29 protein-coding genes are annotated in these 26,373 nt (G+C 48.8%); 9 read left to right on the top strand and 20 right to left on the bottom strand.

Translation table 11 applies throughout. The annotated features are described in order from the left end of the window. The first annotated feature begins 3 nt into the window (after positions 1-3). Genes IEW74_RS09710 through IEW74_RS09720 form a run of 3 tightly spaced genes read left to right on the top strand, consistent with a single transcriptional unit; the run spans position 4 to position 2,320 of the window. Positions 4-708: an ABC transporter ATP-binding protein gene (locus IEW74_RS09710; protein ID WP_188664262.1), complete on the top strand. Its 705-nt coding sequence runs from the start codon at positions 4-6 to the stop codon at positions 706-708. A gap of 23 nt (positions 709-731) precedes the next feature. Then, entirely contained in the window at positions 732-1,688 is a 957-nt protein-coding gene (locus IEW74_RS09715; protein WP_188664263.1) for an MBL fold metallo-hydrolase, read from the top strand. A gap of 38 nt (positions 1,689-1,726) precedes the next feature. Further along, positions 1,727-2,320, top strand: coding sequence for a hemerythrin domain-containing protein (locus IEW74_RS09720; RefSeq protein WP_188664264.1), 594 nt, complete (start codon positions 1,727-1,729; stop codon positions 2,318-2,320). An 87-nt stretch (positions 2,321-2,407) separates the two neighbouring features. Here IEW74_RS09720 and IEW74_RS09725 read toward each other — a convergent pair whose 3' ends face one another. The 8 genes from IEW74_RS09725 to IEW74_RS09760 all read right to left on the bottom strand — a co-directional run bounded on the left by IEW74_RS09725 (position 2,408) and on the right by IEW74_RS09760 (position 10,217). Then, positions 2,408-3,097, bottom strand: a complete 690-nt coding sequence (locus tag IEW74_RS09725) for a substrate-binding periplasmic protein (protein ID WP_188664265.1) — start codon at positions 3,095-3,097, stop codon at positions 2,408-2,410. 129 nt (positions 3,098-3,226) lie between these two features. Then, entirely contained in the window at positions 3,227-4,531 is a 1,305-nt protein-coding gene (paaK, locus tag IEW74_RS09730; RefSeq protein WP_188664266.1) for a phenylacetate--CoA ligase PaaK, read from the bottom strand. 67 nt (positions 4,532-4,598) lie between these two features. Next, a complete protein-coding gene (gene pcaF / locus IEW74_RS09735) occupies positions 4,599-5,804 on the bottom strand; it encodes a 3-oxoadipyl-CoA thiolase (protein ID WP_188664268.1) in 1,206 nt (401 codons plus the stop codon). Further along, entirely contained in the window at positions 5,801-6,250 is a 450-nt protein-coding gene (gene paaI, locus IEW74_RS09740) for a hydroxyphenylacetyl-CoA thioesterase PaaI (RefSeq protein ID WP_188664270.1), read from the bottom strand. Before paaI ends, pcaF begins: the two co-directional genes overlap by 4 nt. Continuing rightward, positions 6,243-7,781, bottom strand: coding sequence for a 3-hydroxyacyl-CoA dehydrogenase (locus IEW74_RS09745; RefSeq protein WP_188664272.1), 1,539 nt, complete (start codon positions 7,779-7,781; stop codon positions 6,243-6,245). Before IEW74_RS09745 ends, paaI begins: the two co-directional genes overlap by 8 nt. Before the next feature lie 2 nt (positions 7,782-7,783). Continuing rightward, the gene (gene paaG, locus IEW74_RS09750) at positions 7,784-8,575 is read right to left on the bottom strand and encodes a 2-(1,2-epoxy-1,2-dihydrophenyl)acetyl-CoA isomerase PaaG (protein ID WP_188664275.1); all 792 of its coding nucleotides are present in this window, start codon (positions 8,573-8,575) and stop codon (positions 7,784-7,786) included. 5 nt (positions 8,576-8,580) lie between these two features. Beyond that, entirely contained in the window at positions 8,581-9,384 is an 804-nt protein-coding gene (locus tag IEW74_RS09755) for an enoyl-CoA hydratase-related protein (protein WP_308419098.1), read from the bottom strand. 65 nt (positions 9,385-9,449) lie between these two features. Further along, entirely contained in the window at positions 9,450-10,217 is a 768-nt protein-coding gene (locus IEW74_RS09760; RefSeq protein ID WP_188664276.1) for a Phenylacetic acid catabolic protein, read from the bottom strand. A 243-nt stretch (positions 10,218-10,460) separates the two neighbouring features. Here IEW74_RS09760 and IEW74_RS09765 point away from each other — a divergent pair, with 243 nt between their 5' ends. The 3 genes from IEW74_RS09765 (at position 10,461) to IEW74_RS09775 (ending at position 13,322) form a co-directional block, all read left to right on the top strand. Then, positions 10,461-10,910, top strand: coding sequence for a flavodoxin domain-containing protein (locus IEW74_RS09765; protein WP_188664278.1), 450 nt, complete (start codon positions 10,461-10,463; stop codon positions 10,908-10,910). Positions 10,911-10,965: 55 nt separating this feature from the next. Continuing rightward, positions 10,966-12,624, top strand: coding sequence for a phenylacetic acid degradation protein PaaN (gene paaN, locus IEW74_RS09770; RefSeq protein WP_188664281.1), 1,659 nt, complete (start codon positions 10,966-10,968; stop codon positions 12,622-12,624). 86 nt (positions 12,625-12,710) lie between these two features. Beyond that, a complete protein-coding gene (locus IEW74_RS09775; protein ID WP_229734299.1) occupies positions 12,711-13,322 on the top strand; it encodes a phenylacetic acid degradation protein PaaY in 612 nt (203 codons plus the stop codon). Here the strand turns inward: IEW74_RS09775 and IEW74_RS09780 are convergent. The 3 genes from IEW74_RS09780 to IEW74_RS09790 form a co-directional block, all read right to left on the bottom strand. Then, on the bottom strand, positions 13,312-14,079 hold the full coding sequence (locus tag IEW74_RS09780; RefSeq protein WP_188664283.1) for a class II glutamine amidotransferase: 768 nt from the start codon (positions 14,077-14,079) through the stop codon (positions 13,312-13,314). The two genes, IEW74_RS09775 and IEW74_RS09780, sit on opposite strands and share 11 nt — an antisense overlap. Before the next feature lie 66 nt (positions 14,080-14,145). Continuing rightward, positions 14,146-14,781, bottom strand: a complete 636-nt coding sequence (maiA, locus tag IEW74_RS09785; RefSeq protein WP_188664285.1) for a maleylacetoacetate isomerase — start codon at positions 14,779-14,781, stop codon at positions 14,146-14,148. Next, on the bottom strand, positions 14,778-15,791 hold the full coding sequence (locus tag IEW74_RS09790; protein ID WP_188664287.1) for a fumarylacetoacetate hydrolase family protein: 1,014 nt from the start codon (positions 15,789-15,791) through the stop codon (positions 14,778-14,780). Before IEW74_RS09790 ends, maiA begins: the two co-directional genes overlap by 4 nt. Before the next feature lie 166 nt (positions 15,792-15,957). Between IEW74_RS09790 and IEW74_RS09795 the strand changes: the two genes are divergently transcribed. Next, complete coding sequence (locus IEW74_RS09795; protein WP_188664289.1) at positions 15,958-16,428, top strand: MarR family winged helix-turn-helix transcriptional regulator; 471 nt, start codon at positions 15,958-15,960, stop codon at positions 16,426-16,428. Here IEW74_RS09795 and IEW74_RS09800 read toward each other — a convergent pair. Next, a complete protein-coding gene (locus IEW74_RS09800; RefSeq protein ID WP_188664291.1) occupies positions 16,425-16,586 on the bottom strand; it encodes a hypothetical protein in 162 nt (53 codons plus the stop codon). The two genes, IEW74_RS09795 and IEW74_RS09800, sit on opposite strands and share 4 nt — an antisense overlap. Before the next feature lie 195 nt (positions 16,587-16,781). Between IEW74_RS09800 and IEW74_RS09805 the strand changes: the two genes are divergently transcribed. Beyond that, positions 16,782-19,253: an EAL domain-containing protein gene (locus IEW74_RS09805; protein ID WP_188664293.1), complete on the top strand. Its 2,472-nt coding sequence runs from the start codon at positions 16,782-16,784 to the stop codon at positions 19,251-19,253. 16 nt (positions 19,254-19,269) lie between these two features. Beyond that, entirely contained in the window at positions 19,270-19,908 is a 639-nt protein-coding gene (gene bluB / locus IEW74_RS09810) for a 5,6-dimethylbenzimidazole synthase (protein ID WP_188664295.1), read from the top strand. A gap of 103 nt (positions 19,909-20,011) precedes the next feature. Here the strand turns inward: bluB and IEW74_RS09815 are convergent, their stop codons facing one another. The 8 genes from IEW74_RS09815 to IEW74_RS09850 all read right to left on the bottom strand — a co-directional run bounded on the left by IEW74_RS09815 (position 20,012) and on the right by IEW74_RS09850 (position 26,313). Further along, positions 20,012-20,302, bottom strand: a complete 291-nt coding sequence (locus tag IEW74_RS09815; protein ID WP_188664297.1) for a hypothetical protein — start codon at positions 20,300-20,302, stop codon at positions 20,012-20,014. Beyond that, positions 20,299-21,045 (bottom strand): competence/damage-inducible protein A, encoded by a 747-nt coding sequence (locus IEW74_RS09820; RefSeq protein ID WP_188664299.1) that lies wholly within the window; start codon positions 21,043-21,045, stop codon positions 20,299-20,301. The genes IEW74_RS09815 and IEW74_RS09820 overlap by 4 nt, the downstream gene beginning before the upstream one ends. Before the next feature lie 3 nt (positions 21,046-21,048). Then, positions 21,049-22,764, bottom strand: coding sequence for a hypothetical protein (locus tag IEW74_RS09825; protein ID WP_188664301.1), 1,716 nt, complete (start codon positions 22,762-22,764; stop codon positions 21,049-21,051). A gap of 119 nt (positions 22,765-22,883) precedes the next feature. Continuing rightward, positions 22,884-23,561 carry an energy-coupling factor ABC transporter ATP-binding protein gene (locus IEW74_RS09830; RefSeq protein ID WP_188664303.1) on the bottom strand — a complete coding sequence of 226 codons (678 nt, stop codon included), beginning with the start codon at positions 23,559-23,561 and terminating at the stop codon, positions 22,884-22,886. After that, entirely contained in the window at positions 23,554-24,324 is a 771-nt protein-coding gene (cbiQ, locus tag IEW74_RS09835) for a cobalt ECF transporter T component CbiQ (protein WP_229734300.1), read from the bottom strand. The genes IEW74_RS09830 and cbiQ overlap by 8 nt, the downstream gene beginning before the upstream one ends. Beyond that, the gene (locus IEW74_RS09840) at positions 24,321-24,890 is read right to left on the bottom strand and encodes a NikL family nickel/cobalt ECF transporter subunit (protein WP_188664305.1); all 570 of its coding nucleotides are present in this window, start codon (positions 24,888-24,890) and stop codon (positions 24,321-24,323) included. Before IEW74_RS09840 ends, cbiQ begins: the two co-directional genes overlap by 4 nt. After that, positions 24,883-25,512, bottom strand: coding sequence for a cobalt transporter CbiM (gene cbiM, locus IEW74_RS09845; RefSeq protein ID WP_188664307.1), 630 nt, complete (start codon positions 25,510-25,512; stop codon positions 24,883-24,885). The genes IEW74_RS09840 and cbiM overlap by 8 nt, the downstream gene beginning before the upstream one ends. Before the next feature lie 3 nt (positions 25,513-25,515). Continuing rightward, on the bottom strand, positions 25,516-26,313 hold the full coding sequence (locus tag IEW74_RS09850) for a DUF4198 domain-containing protein (RefSeq protein WP_229734301.1): 798 nt from the start codon (positions 26,311-26,313) through the stop codon (positions 25,516-25,518). Between the last annotated feature and the right edge of the window lie 60 nt (positions 26,314-26,373).

Raw genomic sequence — 26,373 nt, forward strand, 5'->3', positions numbered from 1 at the left:
GCGATGTTGAAAATTCAAAATCTCACCAGTCATTACGGACGTATTCAAGCCTTGCATGGGGTCGATCTGGAAGTCAACGAAGGCGAACTGGTTGCTTTGGTCGGCGGCAATGGTGCGGGAAAAACCACCTTGTTGCGTACCATTTCCGGCTTGCAGGATGCCAGTGGTGGTTCGGTTAGCTTTGAAGGAAATGATATTACCGACATGGTGGCCAACAAACGCGTTGGACTGGATATTGCACAGGTGCCGGAAGGCCGTCAGGTCTTTACCGCCTTGTCGGTGGAAGACAATATTCGTCTGGGGGCCTTTATTCAAAAAGACAAAGCCCGGATTGCCACCGATCTTGAAAAAATGTATGCGCGTTTTCCCATTTTGAAGGAAAAACGTAACCAAGCCGCCGGAACGCTTTCCGGTGGACAGCAACAAATGTTGGCGATGGCGCGTGCCCTGATGTCACGCCCCCGTTTATTGTTGCTGGATGAACCCAGCATGGGCCTGTCGCCGGTGTTGGTTATGGAAATTTTCGCAATTATTGAAGAGCTCAAGGAACAGGGTGTGACCATCTTTCTGGTGGAACAGAACGCCACGGCTGCGCTGCGTGTTGCAGATCGTGGGTATGTGATGGAAACCGGAAAAATCACACTGACGGGTAGTGGGGAAAACCTGCTGAATGACGAAACTGTCAAGGCAGCCTACCTAGGTATTTAATTGGAATAATGGAACTTTAAGCAATGACAAAGAATTTTGCATCCGCAGCCGATTTAGACGAAAAGCAGGTTTCTTTCGAGAAACTGGGCGAAGGCCTGTACGCTTATACGGCGGAAGGCGACCCCAATACCGGCATTATTATCGGTGATGACGGTGTGATGGTTATCGATACGCAGGCCACCCCGACGATGGCACAAGATGTCATTCGTCGCATTCGCGAAGTGACGGATTTACCGATCAAATATGTGCTGATGTCACATTATCATGCCGTGCGTGTGATGGGGGCCTCTGCTTATAAGCCTGAACAAATCATTGCCTCTAAACCCACCTATGATTTGATTGTGGAACGGGGCGAACATGATTTCAAATCTGAAGTCGGTCGTTTCCCGCGTTTGTTTAACGATGTGGAATCTGTGCCGGGTCTGACATGGCCGTCGATGGTGTTTGAAGGCAAGATGACCATCTTCATGGGCAAACGCCGTGTGGAAATTATCCATGCCGGACGCGGTCATACCGCAGGCGATACGATTGCATGGTTGCCGGACGATGGGGTGTTATTCTCCGGTGATCTGGTTGAATTTGGGGCAACACCTTACACAGGGGATGCCCATCTGGAAGACTGGCCACAAACCTTGAATGTTTTGCGTGAGTTGAAACCGCAAAAACTGGTACCGGGGCGTGGGGCTGCATTGATGACGCCTGAATTATGTGAACAGGCAATTGCTGAAACACAGGATTTTCTGGAATCCATGTATGGTGCAGTTAAAAAGGGCCGTGCAGAAGGCAAGGAACTGGGCCAGATTTACAAAGATGCATATGCCGCGCTTAAGCCGAAGTTTGGCGACTGGGTGATTTTCGATCACTGCCTGCCTTTTGATGTGACGCGTGCCTTTGACGAAGCCGGTGGGCTGGATCATCCCCGCATTTGGACCGCAGAACGTGATGTCGAGATGTGGAAAGCACTCGAAGAAGTCGAATAAAACGCATAACTGAAACGATTTTTGAATGGGGGTCTGACATGACCAAAGCCATTACTATTATGAAAAGAGAACACCTAAGCTTGAATACGGTCTTGCATGTTCTCAATCAACTTGTGCTGGATCTGGAATCGGGACGTTTGCGTTCTGACGATGTTGATTATGAATTGATCGAAAAGATCATGCATTATATCGAGGAATTTCTCGATACCATGCATCATCCCAAAGAAGATAATTACCTTTTTCCGGCCTTGTTGAAAAAAACGTCCGAAGCCAATGATGTTATTCTGGAGCTTCAGGAACAGCATGAAAAAGGGGTGGAACACCGCAAACGTTTGGAAGTTCATATTCAGGCGATGAAAGATAAACACCCCGGTCAGACCGAAAAGGTTATTGATGCCTTGAAAGACTATCTGGCAGCACACCGTGCACATATGAAGCTGGAAGACACAGTCGTAATTCCGCTTGCCGAACGCGTTCTGACGGAAGAAGATTGGGCACCGATTGACGCGGCCTTTAATGAAAACAAGGATCCTGTGTTTGGCGACATTCCGCAAAACAAGTTCCGCAAACTATTGTCCGATATTACTTTTCTTGCGCCTTCACCGATTGGATTAGGCGGAGGAAGAAAATAGTTCTCCTAGGCTGTCGAGAGTGTAATGCCTTCCAAGGCGGCCTGACTTTACAGGCCGGGTTCTTTAAAACGAGAACCCGGTCTTTTTTTATTGGGTATAAGTTTGCTGTTTTAATTGGTCATATGCCCCGTTGGCTTTCAGGCGCCGGAGTGCCTCAGCCAGTTTATGTGCTTCTTCCTGTCTGCTTTTATGAAAGAAAAGATAAGACGGTGTGCTGTGTAGTGGGGGATAAAGGAAGCGGAACGGATGGTCTGTGCGGTTTTTAAGTAAGCTATGCGCAATTGTTTCAGACAGTAAAATGATATGAACCCGATCAATTTCCAGCAAATTAAACAACTGCATATGATCGTTTACTGTGGTTGTCTTGGTGCTTGCGGGTACATTGGCGTCAAAAATTTTCCATCCTGCAGGGTACGCCACTTTATAGGGGGCTAGGTCGGCCCAACTTTTTACAATAATGTCGTCGCGTTTGGTAATAGCGATGAAGTCAATATGGAGAACAGGTTCGTCCATTTTGATGATATTTGGATAACGTTCTTCCAATATGCGCAAACGTAGGCCATTAGCGTCAATACGTCCCTCATTCAGTTCGACCAAAGCACGGCGAGAGGGAATAGTAATAATTTTAGCCTCTAGTTTTACATCGTTCAGTAATTCAGGCAACAGTGCTTCCAGAAAGACATTGTTTTGTTCAACCGATATGGTCAACGGATTGGCGTGAGATGTTGACGAGACGTGGTTGAGCAAAAATAAAGCGAAGATGAAGAGGCGAGACATACTTTGTAAGCCACCTGAGGGCTGAGTGATTCTGTTGTGATTATCCTACATACATGATCGGGCGAGGGCCAGACAAAAAAAGAGGCTTCCAAGAAGCCTCTTACAAAATTGAATTTTCGTCAGATAACATCAATCCTTGGGCCGGATATCCGTTACCCGTTGCGCTTTGCCTTGTGAGCGTGGAATGGCACCGGGTTCCAGAACTTCGATTTTGGTTGAAATACCGATGTAGGATTTGATGTGATGGGACAGGTTCTTTTTAATGTCATCGTCGTTGTCCTGACCACTTTTATTGCGTTCGACCTGAACTTTCAGTTTATCCAGATGTCCGTCACGCGATAACACGAGATGATAGTGCGGGCTGAGGCGCGGATCACGTAGCACTTGTTCTTCGATCTGACTGGGGAAGACGTTGACGCCGCGAATAATCATCATATCATCCGAACGTCCGGTGATTTTGTCAAAACGCCGCATGGTGCGTGCAGTCCCCGGCAGCAAACGGGTTAAATCCTTGGTACGGTAACGGAAAACCGGCATGGCTTCCTTGGTTAATGAGGTAAAGACCAGTTCGCCCATTGTGCCGTCTTCAACTGGATTGAAATTATCATCAACGACTTCGGGATAGAAATGATCCTCCCAAATGGTCGGGCCGTCTTTGGTTTCCAGACATTCCTGTGCCACACCGGGGCCGATGACTTCGGACAGGCCGTAAATGTCCAGACAGTCAATACCAAGGCGGCTTTCCATTTCATCGCGCATCTTGTTGGTCCAGGGTTCTGCCCCAAAGATTCCGCAGCGTAATTTAATGGCGCGAGGGTCCAGCCCTTGGCGTTCCATTTCATCGGCCAGAACAAGCATATAGGACGGTGTGACCATGATAACGTCAGGGTCGAAATCGCGGATCAACTGAACCTGTTTTTCGGTTTGCCCGCCGGACATGGGAATGACGGTACAACCCAGTTCTTCTGCCCCGTAATGTGCACCTAACCCCCCTGTAAACAAGCCGTAACCATAAGCAACATGGACCCGGTCACTATGATTAACGCCTGCAGCGCGCAGAGAACGTGCAACCACACCGGCCCAGACTTTCAAGTCTTGTTTGGTATAGCCTACAACGGTTGGTTTCCCGGTCGTGCCAGAGGAAGCATGAACGCGCACAATGGATTCCATCGGGACAGCGAAACTGCTGAACGGATAAGCCTTGCGTAAATCTTCTTTGGTGGTAAAGGGGAATTTTTTAAGATCGTCCAGATGCTTCAGGTCATCGGGGTGGACCTGCGCATCCACACATTTCGCGCGATAATATGAAACGTTGTTATAGGCATGGTCCAGTGACCATTTCATGCGTTTGAATTGCAGCGAGCGCAGCTCATCCACGCTTGCCTTTTCGATAGGGTCGAGTTCCCCGAGTAAAGGGATATCCGTATGTTGCATAATTTAGTTCCTCCCAAACATTCCCTGTTGGTCATTTTATAACAATTAATCTGTATTTTTTATATGTTTATATGCGTTCGATGATGGTGGCGATGCCTTGACCGACACCGATACACATGGTGCACAGGGCATAACGCCCTTTGCGGCGTTCCAGTTCATAAAGGGCGGTGGTGATTAGACGCGCCCCACTCATCCCCAAGGGGTGACCCAAGGCAATGGCCCCGCCATTGGGGTTGACGTGTTCGGCATCATCTGCCACACCGAGTTCACGCAGAACAGCCAAGCCCTGTGAGGCAAAGGCTTCGTTCAGTTCGATCACGTCCATATCCTTGATGGACAGACCGGCTTTTTCCAGAACTTTCTGTGAGGCGGGCGCTGGACCGATCCCCATAATGCGCGGCTCTACTCCGGCGGTTGCCATTGCGACAACGCGGGCGCGCGGCTTCAACCCCAATTCGCTTGCTTTTTCTTCGGACGCCAATAACAAGGCACAGGCCCCGTCATTCACGCCGGAGGCATTGCCCGCTGTAACACTACCGCCATCGCGAAACGGGGCCCGTAAGCCTGCCAATGTTTCCAGCGTGGTATCGGCACGCGGGTGCTCATCCGTATCAACGATTTTTGGATCACCTTTGCGCTGAGGAATGGTGACAGGGCAAATTTCTTCTGCCAGTCGGCCTGCATCCTGTGCGGCTTTGGTCTTTTGTTGGGATCGTAAGGCAAAGGCATCTTGATCTGCGCGGGTGATGTTGAAATCTTCGGCGACATTTTCTGCCGTTTCGGGCATGGAGTCCGTGCCGTATTGTTTTTCCATCAGTTTATTGACGAAGCGCCAGCCAATGGTGGTGTCATAAACCGCATTGGCGCGGGAAAATGCGGTTTCTGCCTTGGGCATGACAAAAGGGGCACGCGACATGCTTTCCACACCACCGGCAATCATAAGTTCACAATCACCAGCCTTGATAGAGCGTGCAGCCAATCCGACAGCATCCATACCGGATCCACACAAACGATTGACTGTTGTACCCGGAACTGTCGTGGGCAAACCAGCCAGCAAGGCGGACATGCGCGCAACGTTGCGGTTGTCTTCGCCTGCCTGATTGGCGCAGCCATAAATCACATCATCAATCGTGGACCAGTCAACGGTTTGGTTACGCGACATCAACGCTTTCATGGGGATCGCCCCCAGATCATCGGCACGGACTTTGGACAAGCTGCCGCCATAACGTCCAATCGGGGTGCGGATGGCATCAATAATGTAAGCTTCACTCATTTTTTTGTTTCCTCTGTGTCCGGGATCAACTGTCCCGAAATCGTTCTTGATCGTCCCCTAAACAGGGCAACAATGGTGCCGTCCTGTTTGGTAATTGTGATGTCATAGATGCCTGAACGTTCCATCAGAATAGTTTCCTTGGCCACGGCTGTCAGAATATCGCCTTCATGGCTGGGGGCGCTGTAGGTGATGTCGCAGCCAGAGGCCACGGTGACTTTGTTATAGGTGTTGCAGGCATAGGCAAAAGCTGTATCGGCCAAGGCAAAGGTCGCCCCGCCGTGGGTCATGGCATGACCGTTGAGCATATCTTTACGCACGGTCATAGTGGCCTTGGCATATCCCGGTGCAATCTCGGTGATCTTAATCCCCATGGATTGGGCCATGTGATCATTTGGGTACATGACATCGACAGAGGCCTGCGCCCATTTTTGTGCTGTCTCAGTCATGGAAATATTTCCCCGTATTGACTTTGCGCCGCAGGAGGATGGAGGTCCGATAACGGTCTTCGCCATAGGTCCGTCCCATATTTTCAATGACGGCACTGATATAATCCGGCCCGATTTCGTCTGCCCAAGCCAATGGGCCTTTCGGATAATTCACACCCTTTTGCATGGCAAGGTCCACGTCTGTGACGCTGCAAACTTGTTTGTGAACAGTATCTGCGGCTTCGTTGATGATCATGGCGACAGTGCGTGCCACAATCAGACCGGGGATATCGTCCAGAACGCTGACGTCAATCCCTAAAGATTGAAACAGGCCGCAAGCCTCCGCCACATGTTCTTCGTCTGCGGTGTCGGACGGGGCAATGGTGATGCGTGTGGTTTTTGCGTAATCAATAGCAAGGTCAAACAGCACAAGGGCCTCGTTTTCTTCCATGATCATGGAGGCTTCCAGCTCGCTTGCCAGCATACCCGGTGTCAGCATTAAATGCGTATGCCCGACAATAATGCGGTCCACCATGCTGTCTTGGTCATCAATGCGTTCGACATCCAGTCCGGCCTTGATCATGCGTTCCACCAGAACTTCGGCGGGACCAAGATCGCCTTCAACAATGATCTTGGACGGCTTTAAGCCTTTATCTGCGTTATGGGGCCCGGCTTTGGGGACGTTATCGCCATATTCGTAAAAACCACGGCCGGATTTGCGACCCAAAAGACCGCCATCAACCAGTTCCTTTTGAATAAGGGATGGCAGAAAGCGGGGATCGTTATAAAATTGCCCCCATGTAGTCAGTGTGACGGCATAGTTTACATCCAGACCAATCAAGTCCATCAGTTCAAACGGTCCCATGCGAAATCCGCCAACGTCTTTTAAGGCCGTGTCGATGGTGGCAATGTCTGCGCCACCTTCTTCAAGGACACGTAAAGCTTCTGCGTAAAAAGGGCGCGCCACACGGTTGACGATAAAGCCCGGTGTGGATTTGGCATGAACCGGTTTTTTACCCCAAGACAGACTCGTTTCGTAAACGCAATCAGCAACTTCTTTTGCAGTTGTCAGGCCGGAAATAACCTCAACCAATTGCATGATCGGTGCAGGATTGAAGAAGTGCATACCGACCAAGCGATTGGATCGTTTCAGTTTTGCACCAATTGCTGTTAATGAAATGGATGACGTATTAGAAGCCATAATGGTGTCGGCAGAACAGATATCTTCCAACTGAGCAAAGACGTTTTGTTTAATGTCCAGATTTTCAACAATGGCTTCGATGACCAGTTTGGCCGGGGCCAGATCACTGAGGTTCTCAACGATCTGGATACGCGAAAGTAAATCATCGACATCGGGTTGGGACATTTTGCCTTTTTCAACAAGGCGGTTTAGTCCCTTGGCGGTTTTGTCTTTACCCGATTGGGCTGCGCCGTGCTGGGCGTCAAACAGCAAGACAGGATGCCCGGCTTTGGCGGCAACCTGAGCAATTCCGGCCCCCATTGTGCCGGCACCGATGACGGCAACAGTATCTGATGTGGAAAGGGCAGCCATTGTTATTTACCTGTGAAGTTCGGTTTGCGTTTTTCCAAAAAGGCGCTGACACCTTCTTTATAATCTTCACTGAACCCGGCGAGTTTTTGCAGGTCGCGTTCCAGATCAAGTTGTTCATCCATCGTATTGGTCGGGGCGGCATTTAGGGCCCGTTTGATCAATCCCAACCCCAATGTCGGTTGTTGGGCGAGGTGGAGACAAAGTTCCTCGGTGGTTTCGTTTAAGGCATCGTCATCGACACATTTCCAGATCATGCCCCATTCTTCGGCTTGGGTTGCACTGATTTTTTCACCCAGCAAGGCCAAGGCTTTGGCGCGTGCCATGCCGACCAGATTGGGCAGGCTCCAGGTGCCGCCGCTATCGGGGATCAGGCCGATTTTACAGAAAGCTTGAATGAAACTGGCACGTTCTGCGGCATAGACGATGTCACAGGCAAGGGCGATATTGGCCCCTGCACCCGCAGCGACACCATTGACAGCGCAGACAACAGGTTTTTCGATGGACTGGATGAGGCGGATCAACGGGTTATAAAACTTCTCAATGGTTTGGGATAAATCGCGCGGTCCTTCATCGCCTTGTACGGCACGATCGCCCAAATCCTGTCCGGCACAAAAACCACGCCCGGCGGCGGTCAGCAAAATGGCGCGTACGGTGTCGTCTTTTTGGCAGTCTTTTAAGGTATCACGCAATTCAACATGCATGGTTTCGTTAAAACTGTTGAGCACATCGGGGCGGTTCAACGTGATTTTGGCGTAGCCGTCTTTCTTTTCAAACAGGATGGTTTCTAAGGTCATTGTTCTTAGCGTCCCTTAAATACAGGTTTTCGTTTTTCCATGAAGGCGGCAACGCCTTCGGCTTTGTCTTCGGTGGCAAACAAGGTGCCAAAGGCTTTGCGCTCAAACGCCAGCCCTTCAGCGAGAAGAGCGTCAGAGGCTTTGAGTACGGATTCTTTTGCTAAACGTGCCGCAACAGGCGGTTTGGACGCTATCACACAGGCAAGGGCGTAGGCCTTGTCATATGTCAGTTCCGGTTCACACACTTCTGCGACCAGTCCGGCTTTTTCAGCGTCCTCAGCCGACATGAATTGCGCGGCAAGGACCATACGCATGGCTTTTGATTTTCCAATCATTTGGGTGAGGCGTTGCGTTCCGCCCGCACCGGGAATGATGCCGAGGTTAATTTCCGGTTGCCCAAATTGGGCGTTTTTTCCGGCAATCAGGATATCGCAATGCATTGCCAATTCATTCCCACCGCCCAGACAAAAACCATTGACGGCCCCGATCAGGGGTTTGTTAAAGGTCCGAATGGCAGCCCAATGATCGGCGCGCGGATCGTTCAAAACATCGACAGGGGTTTTATCTGCCATTTCCGTAATGTCGGCACCGGCGGCAAAGACTTTTTCACCACCGGTTAAAACAACACAGCGCACATGTTCGTCACGGTTTGCTTTGCCAAGGGTTTGTGCAAGTTCGTGCAGTAATTGCGTACGCAAGGCATTGCGTGCCTTCGGTCGGTTCAGGCGAAGGCTCAGGACATATTTATCATCCAGTTCAGATAAAATATCTGTGCATCCATCCAGATAGGGGGCGTGAGGATTAGCCAATTTCAGATCCTAAAAAATAATATGATACAAAAAATAGGTAATATCGTTTGAAATTGATAACTTTCCTAACAGCGCGCTTCCAGTCCGATTCTGGCGAGTTGTTCTGCCATGCGGCTTTCCCACTTTGCCAGCAGATCGGCGTTGGCTGTTTTACGCAGGCCATAGGCTTTGTCCTGTTCAAAACGTTGCGAATCGCTTTTGCCGAATGTGGCGGCGACACGCGGATACCAGTAATCGACACTGGCTTGTGCCGCTTCCAGACTATAACCGTTTTCGATGGCTTTTTGCAGGCCTTTGCGCCCCAATTCGGCATGTTCGGCCTCACGTGCGGCAATCTCGCCCATGACAGCAACCAGCGGGGCGTAGGAACAATGGGTCAGTTCTTCAAGCTGGATGGAAGAGGCAAGGCCCATCAACATGTTCATCACAACGGAGTCGAGCCAGCCTTCAAAGGGGTAGTGAAAAACGTTCAAACGTTTGTCCCCACCAATGCGGCGGTTGCCCAGATCAATGGTACGTGACAGACGCGCATCCCACGGATGAGACTGAACGTAAAGGTCTGTATTTACACTAAAATCTTCCAAAAGGGTCAGCGCCTGCTGGGCATGGTCAAACTTTTCGGACACGATACGCGCAGCGGTGCAGCGTTCGCGCATTCCCGGTGCTTTGTTGATGGTATCGACAAAGCCTGCGGCACCAGCCAGTTCAGAATCGACAAAAGCCACGAGCAAACGGCGCAGTTCCCCGCGATAGCCCGGCGTCAGTTCATCGGTTGACATAAGTTTTTCGTTGTTGGCAATGCGGGCAAGCAATGCATCATCTGTCTTGGACATATTCTTCCTCTCCCCTTGGCAAAAGGTATTTTCAATTTGTGCCTTGTTTCGTCTTCTAAAAAATAATGTGATACAAAACTAGACAACTTTATATAAATTTAGTATCAAAAAAATTAGAAACATTCAAACATTAATGTTAAAAGAAAAAGGGCCGATCCTTATATAGATGTGTACGCAAGGCAAAAAAGCCATCTTTTATCTAGGGATCATGCAGGGTTAAACAAAGAAGAACGAGTGTAAGAAATGACAAGCATCGCGATATTCGTAGGAACAGAATCGGGAAATGCCCAGATGGTGGCGGAGGCGCTGAATGATGAATTGTCGCGTCTGGACCATGATGTAGAGATCATCGAGGATTTTGACGACGGATGCGCTGTGCTGGAAGGACATGACACCATCATCATCAGTTGTTCAACGCATGGACTGGGGGAACTGCCCGATAATATTATTCCCTTGTTTGAGGCCATGAAAGAAAACACACCCGATTTGTCCAGCGTGAAATATGGCATTATCGCACTGGGCGATCAGACTTATTCCGATACGTTCTGCAAAGCGGGCAAGGATATGGACGCTGCTTTTGCTGCCTGTGGGGCAAAACGGGTGGGGGATCGTCTGGAAGTGGACGCCTGCACGCAACCGTTGCCCGATGAAGAAGCAATTGAATGGGTCAAGGAATGGCTTGATCTTCTGTAATGAAAACAGACGATCTTAAAAAAAGAAACACATCCAAGAATAGGGAATTAGGAAAATGAGCCTCGAGCTTTTTGAACGTCATCAGGAAAAACTGGATCAAGCCTGTGCCGCAGCACGTTCACGTGGATATTGGTCCGCTTATAAAGAAATGCCCAGCCCGCGCGTTTATGGCGAGAGTGCACAGAATGACGGGATCAAGGCTTTTCAATCTCATTTGGGCAAAGCCTTTGAAATCGACCAGCCGCACAACGGCACGACCAAAGGGTCAGAAGACGGCCCGTTCGGTGTGACGTTTGATATTGATTATCCGGCACCTGATGTAAATGCGATGATGACAGCAGCCAAAGCGGCGATACCTGCATGGCGTAAATTGGGGCCAAAAGGGCGCGCCGGTGTGTGCATGGAAGTGCTGGAACGTCTGAATGCCAGAAGTTTCGAGATTGCGTTTTCCGTTATGCACACCACAGGTCAAGCCTTTATGATGGCTTTTCAGGCCGGTGGGGCGCATGCGCAAGACCGGGGGCTGGAGGCTGTTGCCTATGGCTATGATGAAATGATGCGTCACCCGGAAACAGCCGATTGGGTCAAGCCACAGGGCAAGAATGATCCGTTGGAAATGAAAAAGAAATTTACCGCTGTCGGGCGTGGTGTTGCCTTGATGGTCGGTTGTGCGACGTTCCCGACATGGAATGGCTATCCCGGTTTGTTTGCTTCTTTGGTGACCGGGAACGCCGTCATTGTCAAACCGCATCCGCGCGCTGTTTTGCCCTTGGCAATTACGGTGCGTGTTATTCGTGATGTGCTCAGCGAAGTCGGGATTGATCCCAATTTGGTTTGTTTGGCGGTGGATACGCTGGAAGCACCGATCACGAAGGAATTTGCCACACATCCCGATACCAAAATTATTGATTTCACCGGGTCCAGCGAATTTGGTAACTGGTTGGAAGATAATTGTAAGCAAGCCCAAGTCTATACGGAAAAAGCCGGGGTCAATGCGATTATTATTGATGATTTTGATGATATCAAAGGGATTGCACGCAATTTGTCTTTCACGTTCAGCCTGTATTCCGGGCAAATGTGTACGACCCCGCAAAATATCTTCATCCCCAAAGGCGGCATTGATGTAAATGGCGAGAACATGAGCTTTGATGACGTTGCCAAAGCCATTGCCACAGGTGTTGAAAAATTCCTGTCTGTGCCGGAACGCGCGGTTGAGGTTTTAGGCACTATTCAGAATAAAGCGATTTTAGACCGTATGGAACAGGCCAAGGGATTGGGTGAAGTGGTCTTGGATACCACGCAAATCGATCACCCGATGTTCAAAGGTATTCAATGCCATACGCCGGTGATTGTGAAGCTGAACGGGGACGAGATTGATAAATACAGTGAAGAACTGTTTGGCCCCATTGTCTTTGTGATTGCAACGGAAGATACAGCCGACAGTATCCAGAAAATGCGCAAAACTATTTCGGAACATGGTGCGATTACATTGGGCATGTATTCCAAAAACGAAGACGTGATTGCACAGGTGGAAGAAGCTGCGCTGGAGGCAGGTGTCAACCTGTCCATCAACTTGACGGGGGGCGTGTTTGTCAACCAGTCAGCCGCATTTTCTGATTTCCATGCGACCGGTGCAAACCCGGCGGCGAATGCGGCCCTGACGGATGGGAATTTTGTATCGGGGCGTTTCCGTGTGATGCAAAGCCGTCGTTAACAATTCTTTACTTCCCGAAAGACGCGGGCTTCGGCATAAAAGTTGAAGTCCGCTTTTTTTCTTTTGTGCTTCAGGAGTACCCTTAGATGTCCATGTCCCCAAAAGTTTATGAAATTGACGGTATCGTGCCGGTGATTGATGAAACCGCCTTTGTTCATCCTGATGCGGTTTTGATCGGGGATGTGATTGTGGGTCCCGGTGTTTATGTCGGTCCTGCCTGTTGTTTGCGTGGCGATTTCGGTCGGTTGGTTCTGGAAGAAGGCTCAAACATTCAGGATACTTGCGTGATGCATGGTTTTCCCGGCACTGATACGGTGGTGAAGAAAAACGGACACATCGGTCATGGAGCCGTCTTACATGGCTGTGTCGTGGGCGAAGACGCGCTGGTGGGTATGAATGCGGTGATTATGGATGGGGCCGAAATTGGACCACAATGTATTGTGGCGGCTTCTGCCTTTGTACGTGCGGGATTAAAGTTTGATAAGCGATCTTTGATTGGCGGGGTTCCTGCCAAAGTCATGCGGCAAGTCACTGACGAAGAATTTGCATGGAAACGTGCGGGAACGAAGGAATATCAGGACTTGGCAATCCGTTCGCTCAAAACCATGAAACCGGCAACGGCCTTGCGCGAAGTTGAAGAAAACCGCGCCCGTATGCCCAGCGGGGGTGTGAAGCCTTTGTTTGAGACTAAAGGCTAAAAGCCTGACTTACGACACCATCTTTTGTGGCATGCAGCAAGGTCCCTTGATCAAGCGAGCACCAGTTGACACCATCGTTGCTGAGGGGTTCGGAAGCAATGAGCGTTGCCCCGTTTTGAGTGCAGGTAAACAGGCTGGGGGCCTGCGGGTCACTGGAAAAGCGCAGGGCGTAAATATCCTGTCCATTGCTGAGGCAGGCGGTAAAACGCAATGGATGTTCCGCGTTGAGTTGATCCATCATGTTTATGGTTTGATGCAAGGTTTTGCGCAAGGCCGCAACCGGGTCTTGTTCCAAACCGTTTTGAATTAAAAGCAGAAAAAGCAATTCACTGTCGGTGGCGCCTAAACGATGGGCAAAAAGATTGGCATTGAGCGTCATTTCCAAACCATGACGGACATCACGGTAATTGCCAATTTGCCCGTTATGCATAAACAACCAGTTTTTATAGACAAACGGATGACAGTTTTCACGCGAGACAGGTGTCCCGGTCGAAGCGCGGACATGGGCGAAAAAGAGCCCCGATTTTATCTGATGGGCCATAGATTTCAGATTGCTGTCGTTCCATGCGGGTAAAATATCGCGAAACAGGCCCGGCGTTTGACGGTCTCCGTACCATCCAACACCAAATCCATCACCATTGATTGCGCTGACGGATTTGCGTGCATGCAAACTTTGTTCGATCAGGGAATTCTCCGTATCAAACAGGAGGCTATCCAGAAAAATCGGATCACCGCAATATGCAAGCCAACGACACATGGTTCCCTCTTTCTTTATTTTGATGGAGGGAACGCTATCATAAAACGCGGTGGTTGTTGTTGTCTTTTATTCCGCATCCGGCTGATTTTCAGGCAAGGCTTTTTGAAAGGCATCCTGTTTCAGGCAGTTTTCATTGATGCGCGCAATTTTGGGGTAGGGGGCCATGTCAATGTTAAACCGATGGGCGTTATAAACTTGGGGGATAAGACAGATATCGGCCAAGCCGGGGGTCTCGCCGTAACAAAACGGGTCATCGCCGAGCCGTTGTTCCAATGCGTTAAATCCTTCAACGACCCAATGTTGGTACCATGCTGTTTTTGTATCTTCTTCTACGCCGAGTTGCTTTGTTAAGTATTTCAGAATGCGCAAATTATTTACCGGGTGAATGTCGGCGCTGATCATGTTGGCGAGTGAGCGCACGTAAGCCCGCTCGCGTGGGCTTTTGGGAAGAAAGGGCGAGGCCGGGTAAGCCTCATCCAAATATTCCAGAATTGCCATCGATTGTGTCAGGATATGGCCGTCTTCCAATTCCAGTGACGGCACGAAGCCTTGCGCATTTTTGGCTTTGTAATCCGCTTTATGGTGTTGACCGCCGTCTTTGACCAGATGCACGCAAATATGTTCGTACGGTATATTTTTCAAGTTTAGCCCAATCCGTACACGATAGCAGGCGGACGAACGCCAGTAGTCATAAAGCTTCATACGTTTTTCACCACGGTTTGTTCAATGCTGCCAAAGATGGATTGTCCGTTTTTATCCAGCATTTCAATGCGGATGGTATCGCCAAATTTCATAAAGGGGGTTTTAGGGGCACCATCTTCGATGGTTTCAATCATGCGGATTTCTGCGATACAGGAATAACCGACACCGCCTTGTGAAATAGGTCTGCCCGGTCCGCCATTCATTTTATTGGAAATGGTGCCGGAGCCAATGATGGCACCCGCCCCGACATTGCGGGTTTTGCAAATATGGGAAACGAGTTTGGGGAAGGTAAAAGTCATGTCAACGCCCGCATCCGGCTTGCCAAAAGCTTGTCCATTTAAAGTGGACAGCAGGGGGAGGGACAGTTTTTCCCCATCCCACGCATCGCCCAATTCATCCGGGGTGACGCACACCGGGGAAAAGGCAGAAGCAGGCTTTGACTGGAAGAAGCCAAACCCTTTTGCCAGTTCACCGGGAATAAGTCCGCGCAGGGAACAGTCATTGACCAGCATCAGCAGCTTGATATGGGGGGCCGCCTGTTCGGGCGTGGTGGACATGGGAACATCATCGGTAATAACCGCGATTTCCGCCTCAAAATCCACACCCCATTCATCAGATGCCAGCGCAATATCATCGCGCGGACCGATAAAATCATCCGATCCCCCTTGATACATCAAAGGATCTGTCCAGAAGCTATCCGGTAATTCTGCCCCACGGGCTTTGCGAACCAGTTCCACATGGTTGATGTAAGCCGACCCGTCTGCCCATTGGTAAGCACGAGGCAAAGGGGCCATGCATTCTGTTTGATCAAAGGCTTTTGTCTCTTTAATCTCGCCGGCATTTAATTGATCGGAGACCGCTTGTAGTTTGGGTGCGGTGTCTGCCCAGTTATCAATAGCAGCTTGCAAGGTCCGGGCAATTTGGGGAACCGGCGTGCAAAGCGTAAGGTCACGAGAGACAACGACCAGTTGACCGTCACGGCTTGCGTCTTTGAGCGTTGCGAGTTTCATGGGTGTGATATTCCTGATAATCGGGTCAATGAAAATTAGTTTCCATTAATAATAATTTCATTTGAAACCATTTCAAGGGAAAAATGGCAAAACCTTGCAAAAAAAGCAGGTTCATGGCTATAAACGTGGCTATAAATATGTGGGTTTAAGAAAAAAAGGGGTTCCCATGTTACTCAGAGATGAAGACGACGACGATAAGTGCGACCTTATTCTGGATCAGTATTTGCCTTATCGTATGGCGGTCATTGCACATTTAATGAGTACGGGATTTTCAAAACGGTATTCAAAAGATTTTGATATGACAATCGGGGAATGGCGGGTCATGGCGAATCTTGGCCATTTGGAACCGCAAAGTGGCCATGAGATCGGGGCCCATTCCCATCTGGATAAGGTTCAGATTTCACGGGCCGTTGCACGTTTGGAAAAGAAAGGCTGGATCCAGCGCGAAGGCGATACGGTTGATCGGCGCCGTAATCTGCTGACCCTGACACCGGAAGGTCGTCGGGTTTTTAATTCCATTGGGAAAATGGCGTTGGATTTCGAAGATGATGTCAGCGCATCTTTATCGACGGAAGAATACGCCGCGCTGGACAGAATTTTGCGAAAACTGTCCAAGCGGGCGGAAAGTCTGATTTAGCCGTTTTCGGACTTGGAACAGCTCATATCGCAGAAATGCATGGCAGATAAACCAATTGCAGCGATTAAAAATGCCAAAAACAACGGTACGCCGACAAGTGTGCTGCCGTAAAGCATAGGAAGCATAACAAGCCACGGTAAAATCAATTGAAAGGGCATGGTCTATCTCCATTCGATTACTGTAAAAATTGCGCGGATTGTGCGCCAAGCTTGTCATGGTTTTCAAGTGCTAATTTACACAGTGTCCTTATAAGTCAGGTTTTTTTATATTGTCAGGTGCATAAAGGCTTAGAAAAATAAATCAAAATAAGCTAAACCTTATGTGAGGATAAACTAAAAAAACTGCGAACTCGGATGCCTGTTGAAGCACAGAATACCAAAATTTTGGTGGTCGATGATGATTTGATTATACGCAAGCTGGTCAGTGGGTTTTTATCTCAAAAAGGCTATGACACTGCGACCTGCAACAATGCCGGCGATGCTCTGACCCATCTGGAAAATCAGGCGGTCAACCTTGTTGTGCTGGATCATTTGATGGACCCGGGCATGAACGGTCTTGAAATGCTGAAGCATTTGCGCACGCAAGGAAGTCATGTGGCTGTAGTCATGTTGACGGGTGCGGAAGAACACGAAGTTATTGTTGAAGCCATGCAGGCAGGCGCACAGGATTTCATTTTAAAAACAGGTGGAAATGAATTTCTGTTAAAACTGGAACAAGGCGTGGAACGCGCTTTGCGGGTCTGCCTTCTGGAACAAAAAATGCGTGAAGCCCATGAGGCGTTGCAACAACAGGCAGAGTTCCTGCAAACGGTAATTGATGCCGTCCCGACCCCGATTTATTACAAGGACCGAGAAGGACGGTACATCGGGTGCAACACTGCAATGGCCGATTTTATTGAAACACCCAAATCTGACATTATAGGCAAGAAAGCAACAGAACTTTATGAAAGTGTGTTGGCAGAAAGAGTCAGCAGACTGGACGATACTCTCTATGCGCAAGGGGGGCATAGTCTGGAGGAATTATCCTTCACCCGATCAGATGGCACCCATCATCTTTTATTGCATAAAGCACGTTTTCAGGAACCCGGTGGAGCAATGGGGCTGGTGGGGGCCGTTGTCGATATAACGGATCGTAAGCTTTATGAAAATGAATTGCGTCTGGCGCAAACCGTCTTTGAAACGACCTCCGAAGCCATTGTCGTTACAGACGCGCACAATCGCATTCAGGCGGTTAACCCGTCTTTTACGCATGTAACGGGATATACGGAAGACGAAGTCATTGGGCGGGATCCGGGTTTTTTAAGCTCAGGGCGACAGGATAAAGCGTTTTATCACAAAATGTGGTTGCAGTTATCGCAAAACGGGCATTGGCACGGGGAAATTTGGAACAGGCGTAAAAATGGCGACCTTTATGCAGAATGGTTATCCATTTCAGCGGTGCATAATGAAAACAATGAAACAACCCAATATGTTGCGGTGTTCAGTGATATTACCAAACGGATTAAAGCCGAAGAACTGATCCGCCATCAGGCCAATTATGATGCCTTGACCAATTTGCCGAACCGCAATTTGTTTCTTGACCGTCTCAGTCGTTCTATGGTGCGCGCCAAACGCCACAAAACACAAGTCGCCCTGATGTTTCTGGATCTGGACCGTTTTAAAAGCGTGAATGACACATTGGGCCACAATGTGGGTGATGCATTGCTTCAGGAAGCCGCCGTGCGGATCAGCACGTGTGTGCGCGAAACTGATACGGTGTCGCGTTTGGGTGGGGATGAGTTCACAGTGATCATTCCCGATTTGCATCACGTGAACGATATTGAAAAAATTGCAAATAAAATTTTATATCAATTGTCGCAGCCGTTTTCTTTGGCAGGCCATGAGATTTTTGTTTCCGGTAGTGTCGGTGTGACGGTCTTTCCTGATGATGGTCAGGATTTGGAAGTCCTGTTGCGAAATGCGGATACGGCTATGTATCGGGCCAAGGAAGCCGGGCGTAATGATTTTCGCTTTTTTACACAGGAAATGAACGCCGAAGCCCATGAACAAATGGTGCTGGAACGCGAAATCCGCAAAGCCATTAAGAAGGAAGAATTCGTCGTTTATTATCAACCGGTTGTGGATGTAAAGCAAGGCCGGATTGTTTCTTGTGAAGCCTTGGTGCGTTGGCAACACCCCTTTAAAGGGCTGGTGGCCCCAAACTATTTTATTGCGATTGCCGAAGAAACCGGTCTGATTGACGGTATTGGGCACCTTGTCCTTAAACAGGTCTGTCAGCAAATTCAAAAATGGCAAAATGACCCGGTGATGAAGGACATCCGGGTGGCCGTTAATCTGTCGCCGCACCAATTGCGCAACAATAACCTAGTCCATGATATAGAAAAAATGTTGCAGTATTACGGAATATCAGCCGGAGCACTCGCGTTTGAAATCACAGAAACACAGGTGATGCAGGACCCCGAAGGGACAGCCGTTTTATTGGATGATATTCAGGCATTAGGTATAAAAATATATCTGGATGACTTCGGCACCGGTTATTCGTCACTGAACTATTTAAAACGTTTTTCTTTTGATGTTTTGAAAATTGACCGCTCGTTCATAATGGATGTTGAAGTTGACAGTGGTGATGCTGCTTTGGTTGAGGCTATTATCGTTATGGCACATAAACTGGGGATCAAGGTTGTTGCAGAAGGTGTTGAAACAGAAAATCAACGTCAGTTCGTCGCGCAGCAGGAATGCGACTTGATTCAGGGCTTTTATTATAGTCGCCCCATTGATGCCGAGGAAATGTCCTCATTTTGTCATCTGAATTTTGCAAAGAATTAGACAAAAGGGTTGAGGAATGCCACCGGTTTTTAATAAAGAATTCTGCGAAAAACTTGATGAATTGTTTCGTTGGCGCAGGGATGTTCGACGGTTTAAAGCCGACCCTTTACCGCAAGGGATGCTGGATGAGTTGCTGGAAACCGCAACCTTGGCCCCATCGGTCGGAAATAGCCAGCCGTGGCGCTTTGTCGTCGTCGAAGATCGCACACGCCGTGACAAGGTCCGCAACAATTTTGAAGCCTGTAATCGTGAGGCTTTAGAAGATTATCAGGGCAAAGAGGCGGACACCTATGCTTCTTTAAAATTATCCGGTCTGGATCGGGCCCCGGCCCATATTGCGGTTTTTTGTGATACTCAAACCGATATTGGCAAGGGGTTGGGTCAGAAAACCATGCCGGAAACCTTAAAATATTCGGTTGTCTCCAGTATCCAGACATTGTGGCTTTCTGCGCGCGCCAAAGGTATTGGATTGGGCTGGGTTTCGATTGTGGAACCGGAAACGATCAAGGAAATTCTGGATATTGACGAGGAAAGCTGGGATTTGGTCGCCTATCTGTGTATCGGTTATCCTGAGGAAGAGCACGAAGTCCCTGAACTGGTGCGTTTTGGATGGCAGGATCGTTTGCCCCTAAGCCAGACGGTTATTCGTCGCTAGAGCATTTAGGTTCGCATTGGCTCACCCGAAATGCTCTAACTTATTGATTTTACGCAAATGCGTCGTCGCAATCTGAATCAGATTGCTCGGGATTTGCTCTAGATCAATAATAGGTGTGGTCTTCCGGCGGATCATCGCGTTCCTGCGCAAGGCTGAAAATGCCCCAGCCCATAGCGATACTGCCAAATGTAACCGCCAAACCGGTAAACATCACAATCATAACCAGCCAGCCATCGGAAGAAGACGATATCATCGTCCATAGTTTGCTGATGTCGTAATAAAGAAGTAAGGCACCAAAGAAAAAGCCACCGCATATCCCTGCCAACATATGTTTGAACAGGAAAATTAAGGTGGTTTGTGCAGTCCAGTGCAGATGGCTTAAAGGGTTTCTCATACAGAGAAAATAAGCTTTCCACCCAAAGATTCAATCATTACTTTGATTCTTTCTAAACAAAGATCAATATCTTCTTCGTTTAACGCTCTCACGACAAGGCTGACACCTGTTTTCCCCTCACGAAAGTAAGGGTAACTGCCGATCTCAATATTTGGGAATTTATTTTGAATGTCTCCTAACGGCCCGGCAATAAGGCCTTCCCCTAAGTCTGTCGAAATGGTTTTGGAGATAACTGGCACAGCGCCTTTTAAACGGGGTTTGAGGTTTTCAAACATGGCTTGTGCGATGCGTGGAACCCCCGCCAGAACAAAAACATTGTCGATTTGAAAACCAGGAGCTTTGCTGATAGGGTTTTCAATCAAAATGGCATCGCTGGGGGTATTTGCCATACGCAGACGTGCTTCGTTTAAATCTTCCGGCCTGTAATGGGTTTGAAGCATGGCAACCGCCTTTTCATTGCGAATAAGCGGACGCTTGAAGGCCTTGGCGATACAGGCGGCGGTGATATCGTCATGCGTTGGGCCGATGCCGCCCGTTGTAAAGACGTAATCAAAGGCCGTGCGCGCATAATTCACCGTATCGATAATGATCTTTTCATCATCGGGAATGACGCGGGCTTCGCCAACCTGAATGCCGATTTCATTTAAGGCATTGGCAAGGAATGTGAGGTTTGCATCGCGGGTTCGCCCCGATAAAACCTCGTTCCCGATAATCAAAATAAAGGCACGGATTTTATCAGGCATGGCTTAGGATTTTTTCATCTTTTCATACATGCCTTCATAGGCCGTAATGAATTTGCCAATTGTATGGGAAATGGTGTCTTTGGTGTTGTGTGAGGTATCTTCACCAGTTTCGCGCGCCTGTTGGCGGGCAAAAAGAACACGGTCCATTAAACCGAGAATGCCATCGATGACACCCTGAAGCGGCTTCGCCAGACTTTCTTTTTGTGATTCCAGATAAGTTGACGCGTTTGCGAAATCTTTTTCATACTTAATCAGATGCAAAACCAAGATTGCTTCGAAAAAATATTCCAGACAATTTTTAAGAACACGCGGCTCGCAAGGCTCTTTCAACAGCTTGATGATTTGTGTGGCATAGGCATTGGGACGACGACCCATTTCCGGTACGGAAAGCGGCAAGCGTCCTTCATCCAGTTTTTGTCCCATACAGGCGGTTTGAACTTCGGCCAAGCCAATGGAGTTTTTGGTGTACAGCAGGTTGAGGATCAGCATTTCAAAGAAGTTCTGATCATTATTCTTGAAAGATTGTTCCAAACCGCGTGCGACAGCGCCTTTTGCGGTAGAACCCCCTTTGGCTTGTTCGGCAATCTGGATAATACGTTCCACTTCTGATTTAAACAGATTTTCACGCATTTGCGACAGGTAGCTGAGAATGGAAAAATTGAAGGTGCGGGGGAAGAAAATCTCGCCACGGGCTTCGGCAGCCTTGAAAATTTCCAGAACTTCTTCCCACGCCTCTTTTTCTTTTTTTCGTGCGCGTTTGGGGGCGGCCTGCGGTTTCTTTTCTTTACCCAGAAGTTTGGAGAATAAACCGCCTTTTTTCTCTTTTACTGTGGTTTTCTTTGCGGTGTCATTTTCGCCCGTATGGGCACGTTTGGCGGCTTCGGCTTGGGCACTGCCCCAGCCGGCAAAACCGGACTCAACCACATCCAGAAGCGGACGTGATTTATCCCGCAGTACTTTACGGATTGTTTCTTCGTCGGCTTTGGGGTCGGTGTCGTTATAGACGCGGCGGGCTAAAATATCGCGGCTGTCCACGATCAGGGCTTTGATGGCATCTTCGATCAAGACGCTGAATTCGACGGTGTACAGGAAATGCGGTGGAATGCCGATATCCACTGTTGAATGTCGTCCATACATATGCACACTGCGCAGGACGTCCAGCTTGGCATCAAAATGACGGACAACGGTTTGAATGCAGATTTTTTCTGCCAGTTCGTATGGGAAATCCGGTTCTATTTCTTCGACAACGGTTTCTTCTTTATCGATCGGGCTCCCTTTCCCACCAGCGGCAATCGCTTTGGCTTTGGCTGCGGATTTTGCTTCGGCAGCCTTGCGTTTGGCTTCTTCGGCTTCGCGTTTTTTCTTTTCTTTTAGGGCTTGAGACCGTTTGGGCAAATCTTCCAAACCGACCATGATGTCTTCGGCGTGGCTGCGCACCAAGCGGGTAAACTGACCGTCGCGAAATTCTTTACATTGTTCCATGACACCCAGAACGAATTTAACCTGCTGAAGATAGGTGCCTTGCTGCAATGTATCCGGATTGCCCTCTTTGAGGACTTTCAGGACACGCAAAGCCGCACGATCAACCTGAGACATCATCGCTGCTTTACCCTCTTCAGGTTTGAGCGATGCTAACTCTTGCATGGCTGTCATCAGTTCGATTTTTTCAAAATCGCTTTGTTTCTCTTCAGACACGTTTAAAACCGTTGTTTTGTTCATTTACAATTGTTGCCAAGAGTACGGACAAATCAGGCAAAAATCAACGCTTTGAACGCACAGGGATAGCAACATTTATAAACTATAAGACAATAGTTAATAAAATCGATACGAAAGATGACTTATTTTGCGTGTTTGCATTTTGGGGCAGGGGAAATAAGTTGTCCTCCTTCAAGGTTTAAATGGTTTTTTGTCACTTTGCGGCGAAAATGAGGATCATGGGAAATCACGATCATGGCCTGTGGTAAATGATTTAAAATATCAACCAGACGTTCCTGCGTACCTTCATCCAGCGCGTTGGTCGGTTCATCCAGCAACAGGATGTCGGGCTCCATTGCCAGAACGCAGGCGAGGCTGACAAGACGTTTTTCGCCACCGGACAGGTTATGGGTGGCACGATCTCGCAAATGATCCAGTCGTAAATCCTGCAATGTTTTTTCAACGATGGCGAGGGCTTGATCAATTGGTTTGCCGAGGTTCAACACCCCAAAGGCGATGTCTTCGGCGACTGTGGGGCAAAATAACTGGTCATCGGGGTCTTGAAAAACCAACCCGATGCGGCGGCGTACCTCTTTGAAATCGCTTTCGATGCGGCGTTCCTTGTTAAAGGCGAAGACATGGCCTGCTGTCGGTTTGATCAATCCGACCATAATATGAAACAGGGTGCTTTTACCGGCACCGTTTGGCCCATTAATCGCAATACGTTCACCGGCGCTGAGGGAAAAGTCGATTCCATTTAAAACGGGTTTTTGATTGGGATAGGAAAAATGGATGTTTGTTAGTTCAATAAGTTTATCCATAAGAAATATCCAGAATAAAAAGGCCAAGGAGAAAAAGAAAAGAGGCAAGACAGAAAATACGATCGCGCTTTTGAAAATGGAATTCGCCCAGAAGATAGAATTTCCCCTGAAATCCCCGACATTTCATCGCCTCTAAAATACGTTCGGAGCGTTCAATACTGCGCACCAGCAACATACCGAGCAGATAGCCGATAGAACGGTAGGTATGCAGGTTGTTGCCCGGTTGAAAACACCGTGCTTTCATCGCGACCCGCAGGCGGAAGTATTCCTGTTTGAGCACATCAATATAACGCACACTGAAAAGCATGAGATGAACCAGATTTTCCGGCACCCGCAGACGGTTGAGGGCATGCCCCAATACAATGGCGTCAATCGTGCCGACAAGGGCGAGCAAGGTTAGAACAACAGCATTGGCTTTTAAGGTGATTTCGCAGGCTTTGTAAAACCCTTCCCATGTGGCCTCAAAACCGAACAGGGTGAACCAGACTTCCCCCGGTGTGGTAAAAGGCAGCATACACAGGAGAAAAATAATAAAGCCGTCCATCGTTATGACTTTTTTGACAGTTTCCCCGGCCGGTAATTTTGCCGATAACATGAGGAAGACACCGCAAAGTACCGCAATGGATAAGCTGATAAAGCCTGTCAGGCTGACGACCACGCATGCGAAAATAAAAGAGGCAACGATACGGGCGCGGGGATCAAGACGTAACATCCATGATGATCCACCTGCGCCCATATGCATGTTTGAGGAAGCCGGGCTCATTCCCCTTTCTTTTCCTTGCAACGTGCAGCCATGTAAAAGGCAATGCCGGTCAGACCAAGGATATAACCGATCCCGCCCATGATGGTCTGCAAATCGTTCTTTTCCTTGTAGGATGCGATTTCTTTGCGTAACGGTTGGATTTCCTTACGTACAGCTTTGGCAACCAGTTTTTGCATGTCACCGGATACGGCAACAGATTGATCTGTGCTTTGGGATGGGGTTTGTACCGGGGCTGTCTCGCCTTTTAAATGGTCGGGTAATTCATCAACCTGCATGATGAGGGTCGCCACATGCCCGGCTCCTAAATTCGCACGAAATTTATGGGGAATGGCTTTGGTCGGGGTGAAACGGAACAAACCTTCTTTACCGATTTTTGTTTCCCCCAAGAGATTATCGTCAAGATCGAAGACTTCAACCGCTGTGCCTTCCAAGGCAACATCCCCGTTGGACAGACCGACTTCACCTTCGATATCCGCCCCGTCCGTCCAAGCCGAAGCGATAACCTTGTGAGCATCGGCCGGTGTTGTGAGGGCCAGCAGCGCAATGAGTACAAGAAACTTACGCATGGCGAACCGCCGTCACGGGAATAAAGCTGTCAAATAGTTCAGGCTTGACGCGATGGATCAGGGAAACTGCACAGGCACAAAGGAAGCCTTCAATCGCCATAACGGGGGTATGGGCCAAGATGACCAATTTGGCAGCGGGAATAAAAGATTCCCCGGTAATGGCCAAGGCAATGGTAACGAGTACGGCGGTGACGGCAATTGACCCGCCCCCGGCAAGAGCCCCCCAGAACATGGCGACTTTTTTGTTTGAATGACGGATACCTGTGCGACAAATATAGTGCATCAAAACAGCGGGTAGGGCAATTGCAACGGTATTGACACCCAAAACCGTGACACCGCCGTAGCCAAAAAATAATGCTTGTAATAATAAGCCGACGAACAGGGCAGGGAAAGCCGTCCATCCCAAGATCAATCCTGCCAAACCATTCATAATCAAATGGACGGAACTGGGACCAATGGGCACATGGATAAGGGAGGCAACGAAAAACGTTGCCGCCATGATCCCGGCGGCCGGGATTTTTTCCATATCCATTTTCTTTAACCCAAGGGCAATACCGCCAACGGCAAGAATACCGCCGGCAATGACCACATCATTGGAAAGGGCACCATCTACGATATGCATCTTTTAATCCTCCAACGTGTGGGCTTTGATCCATAAAACAGCGTCTTGTGAGAGTTCTTTAGCGTTGAATTCACTGTCCGGGCCGACCCCCAAGGCGGCAAATCCCCAATAACCGGCCTTTGGAATGCCAAAGCTGAATTTCCCTTGGGCATCGGTTAGGGCCACAATCGCCCCGCCGGGAACTTCGCTGACTTTTGCATTTTGCGGTTTGTTGGCGTTCATATCCGGTTCTGCGATCATATGTTCGATTTCAATTTCAACACCGGGCGCAGGTTGTCCATTTTTGAGAACAACACCGGAAAAAGTCGATCCGACCAGTGCGCCATAGGGTTTACTGAGTGGGACAATTTCCGTTTTCAGGCCCAGCGGTTCAGACCAATTGGTTGGCACATCGCCTTTATTGATGATCACCTTGGTGATCTGCTGGATGTAGATATCTTCGCTTTCTTCGTAATAAGGGGCCGGTACAGCCACGAGAGCATAATCCCCGTTGCGTTTCAGGGTGACAGAAGCATCGTAGGCCGTAGCCTCATTGGACAGACCCTTAAATGTGATGGGGTTTAAGGTGGGCTTCAGGTCTGTCTTTTTACCTTTGAAGACGGAATAAAATTCAACGGGTTCGCCCATTGCCATTGTATGACCATTGGACATGGGGTGCCAGAACACCAGCTTTAACGGCACTTCTCCGGCTTTTTTGATGTTAATTTCGGGTGTGTAGATAAGTTGGAAATGAGCGTTGGCCTGTTGCGCCATGCTCAGAACACTTACCATTGCGGCAGCGAAGATAGATTTACGTAACAATGTTGATCCCCTCGATCAGAGAAATAAATGTCAGGATCAAGCGGTTTGGTAGAGAAGGTA

It is taken from the genome of Terasakiella brassicae (assembly GCF_014641495.1).
Classification (GTDB): Bacteria; Pseudomonadota; Alphaproteobacteria; order Rhodospirillales; family Terasakiellaceae; genus Terasakiella; species Terasakiella brassicae.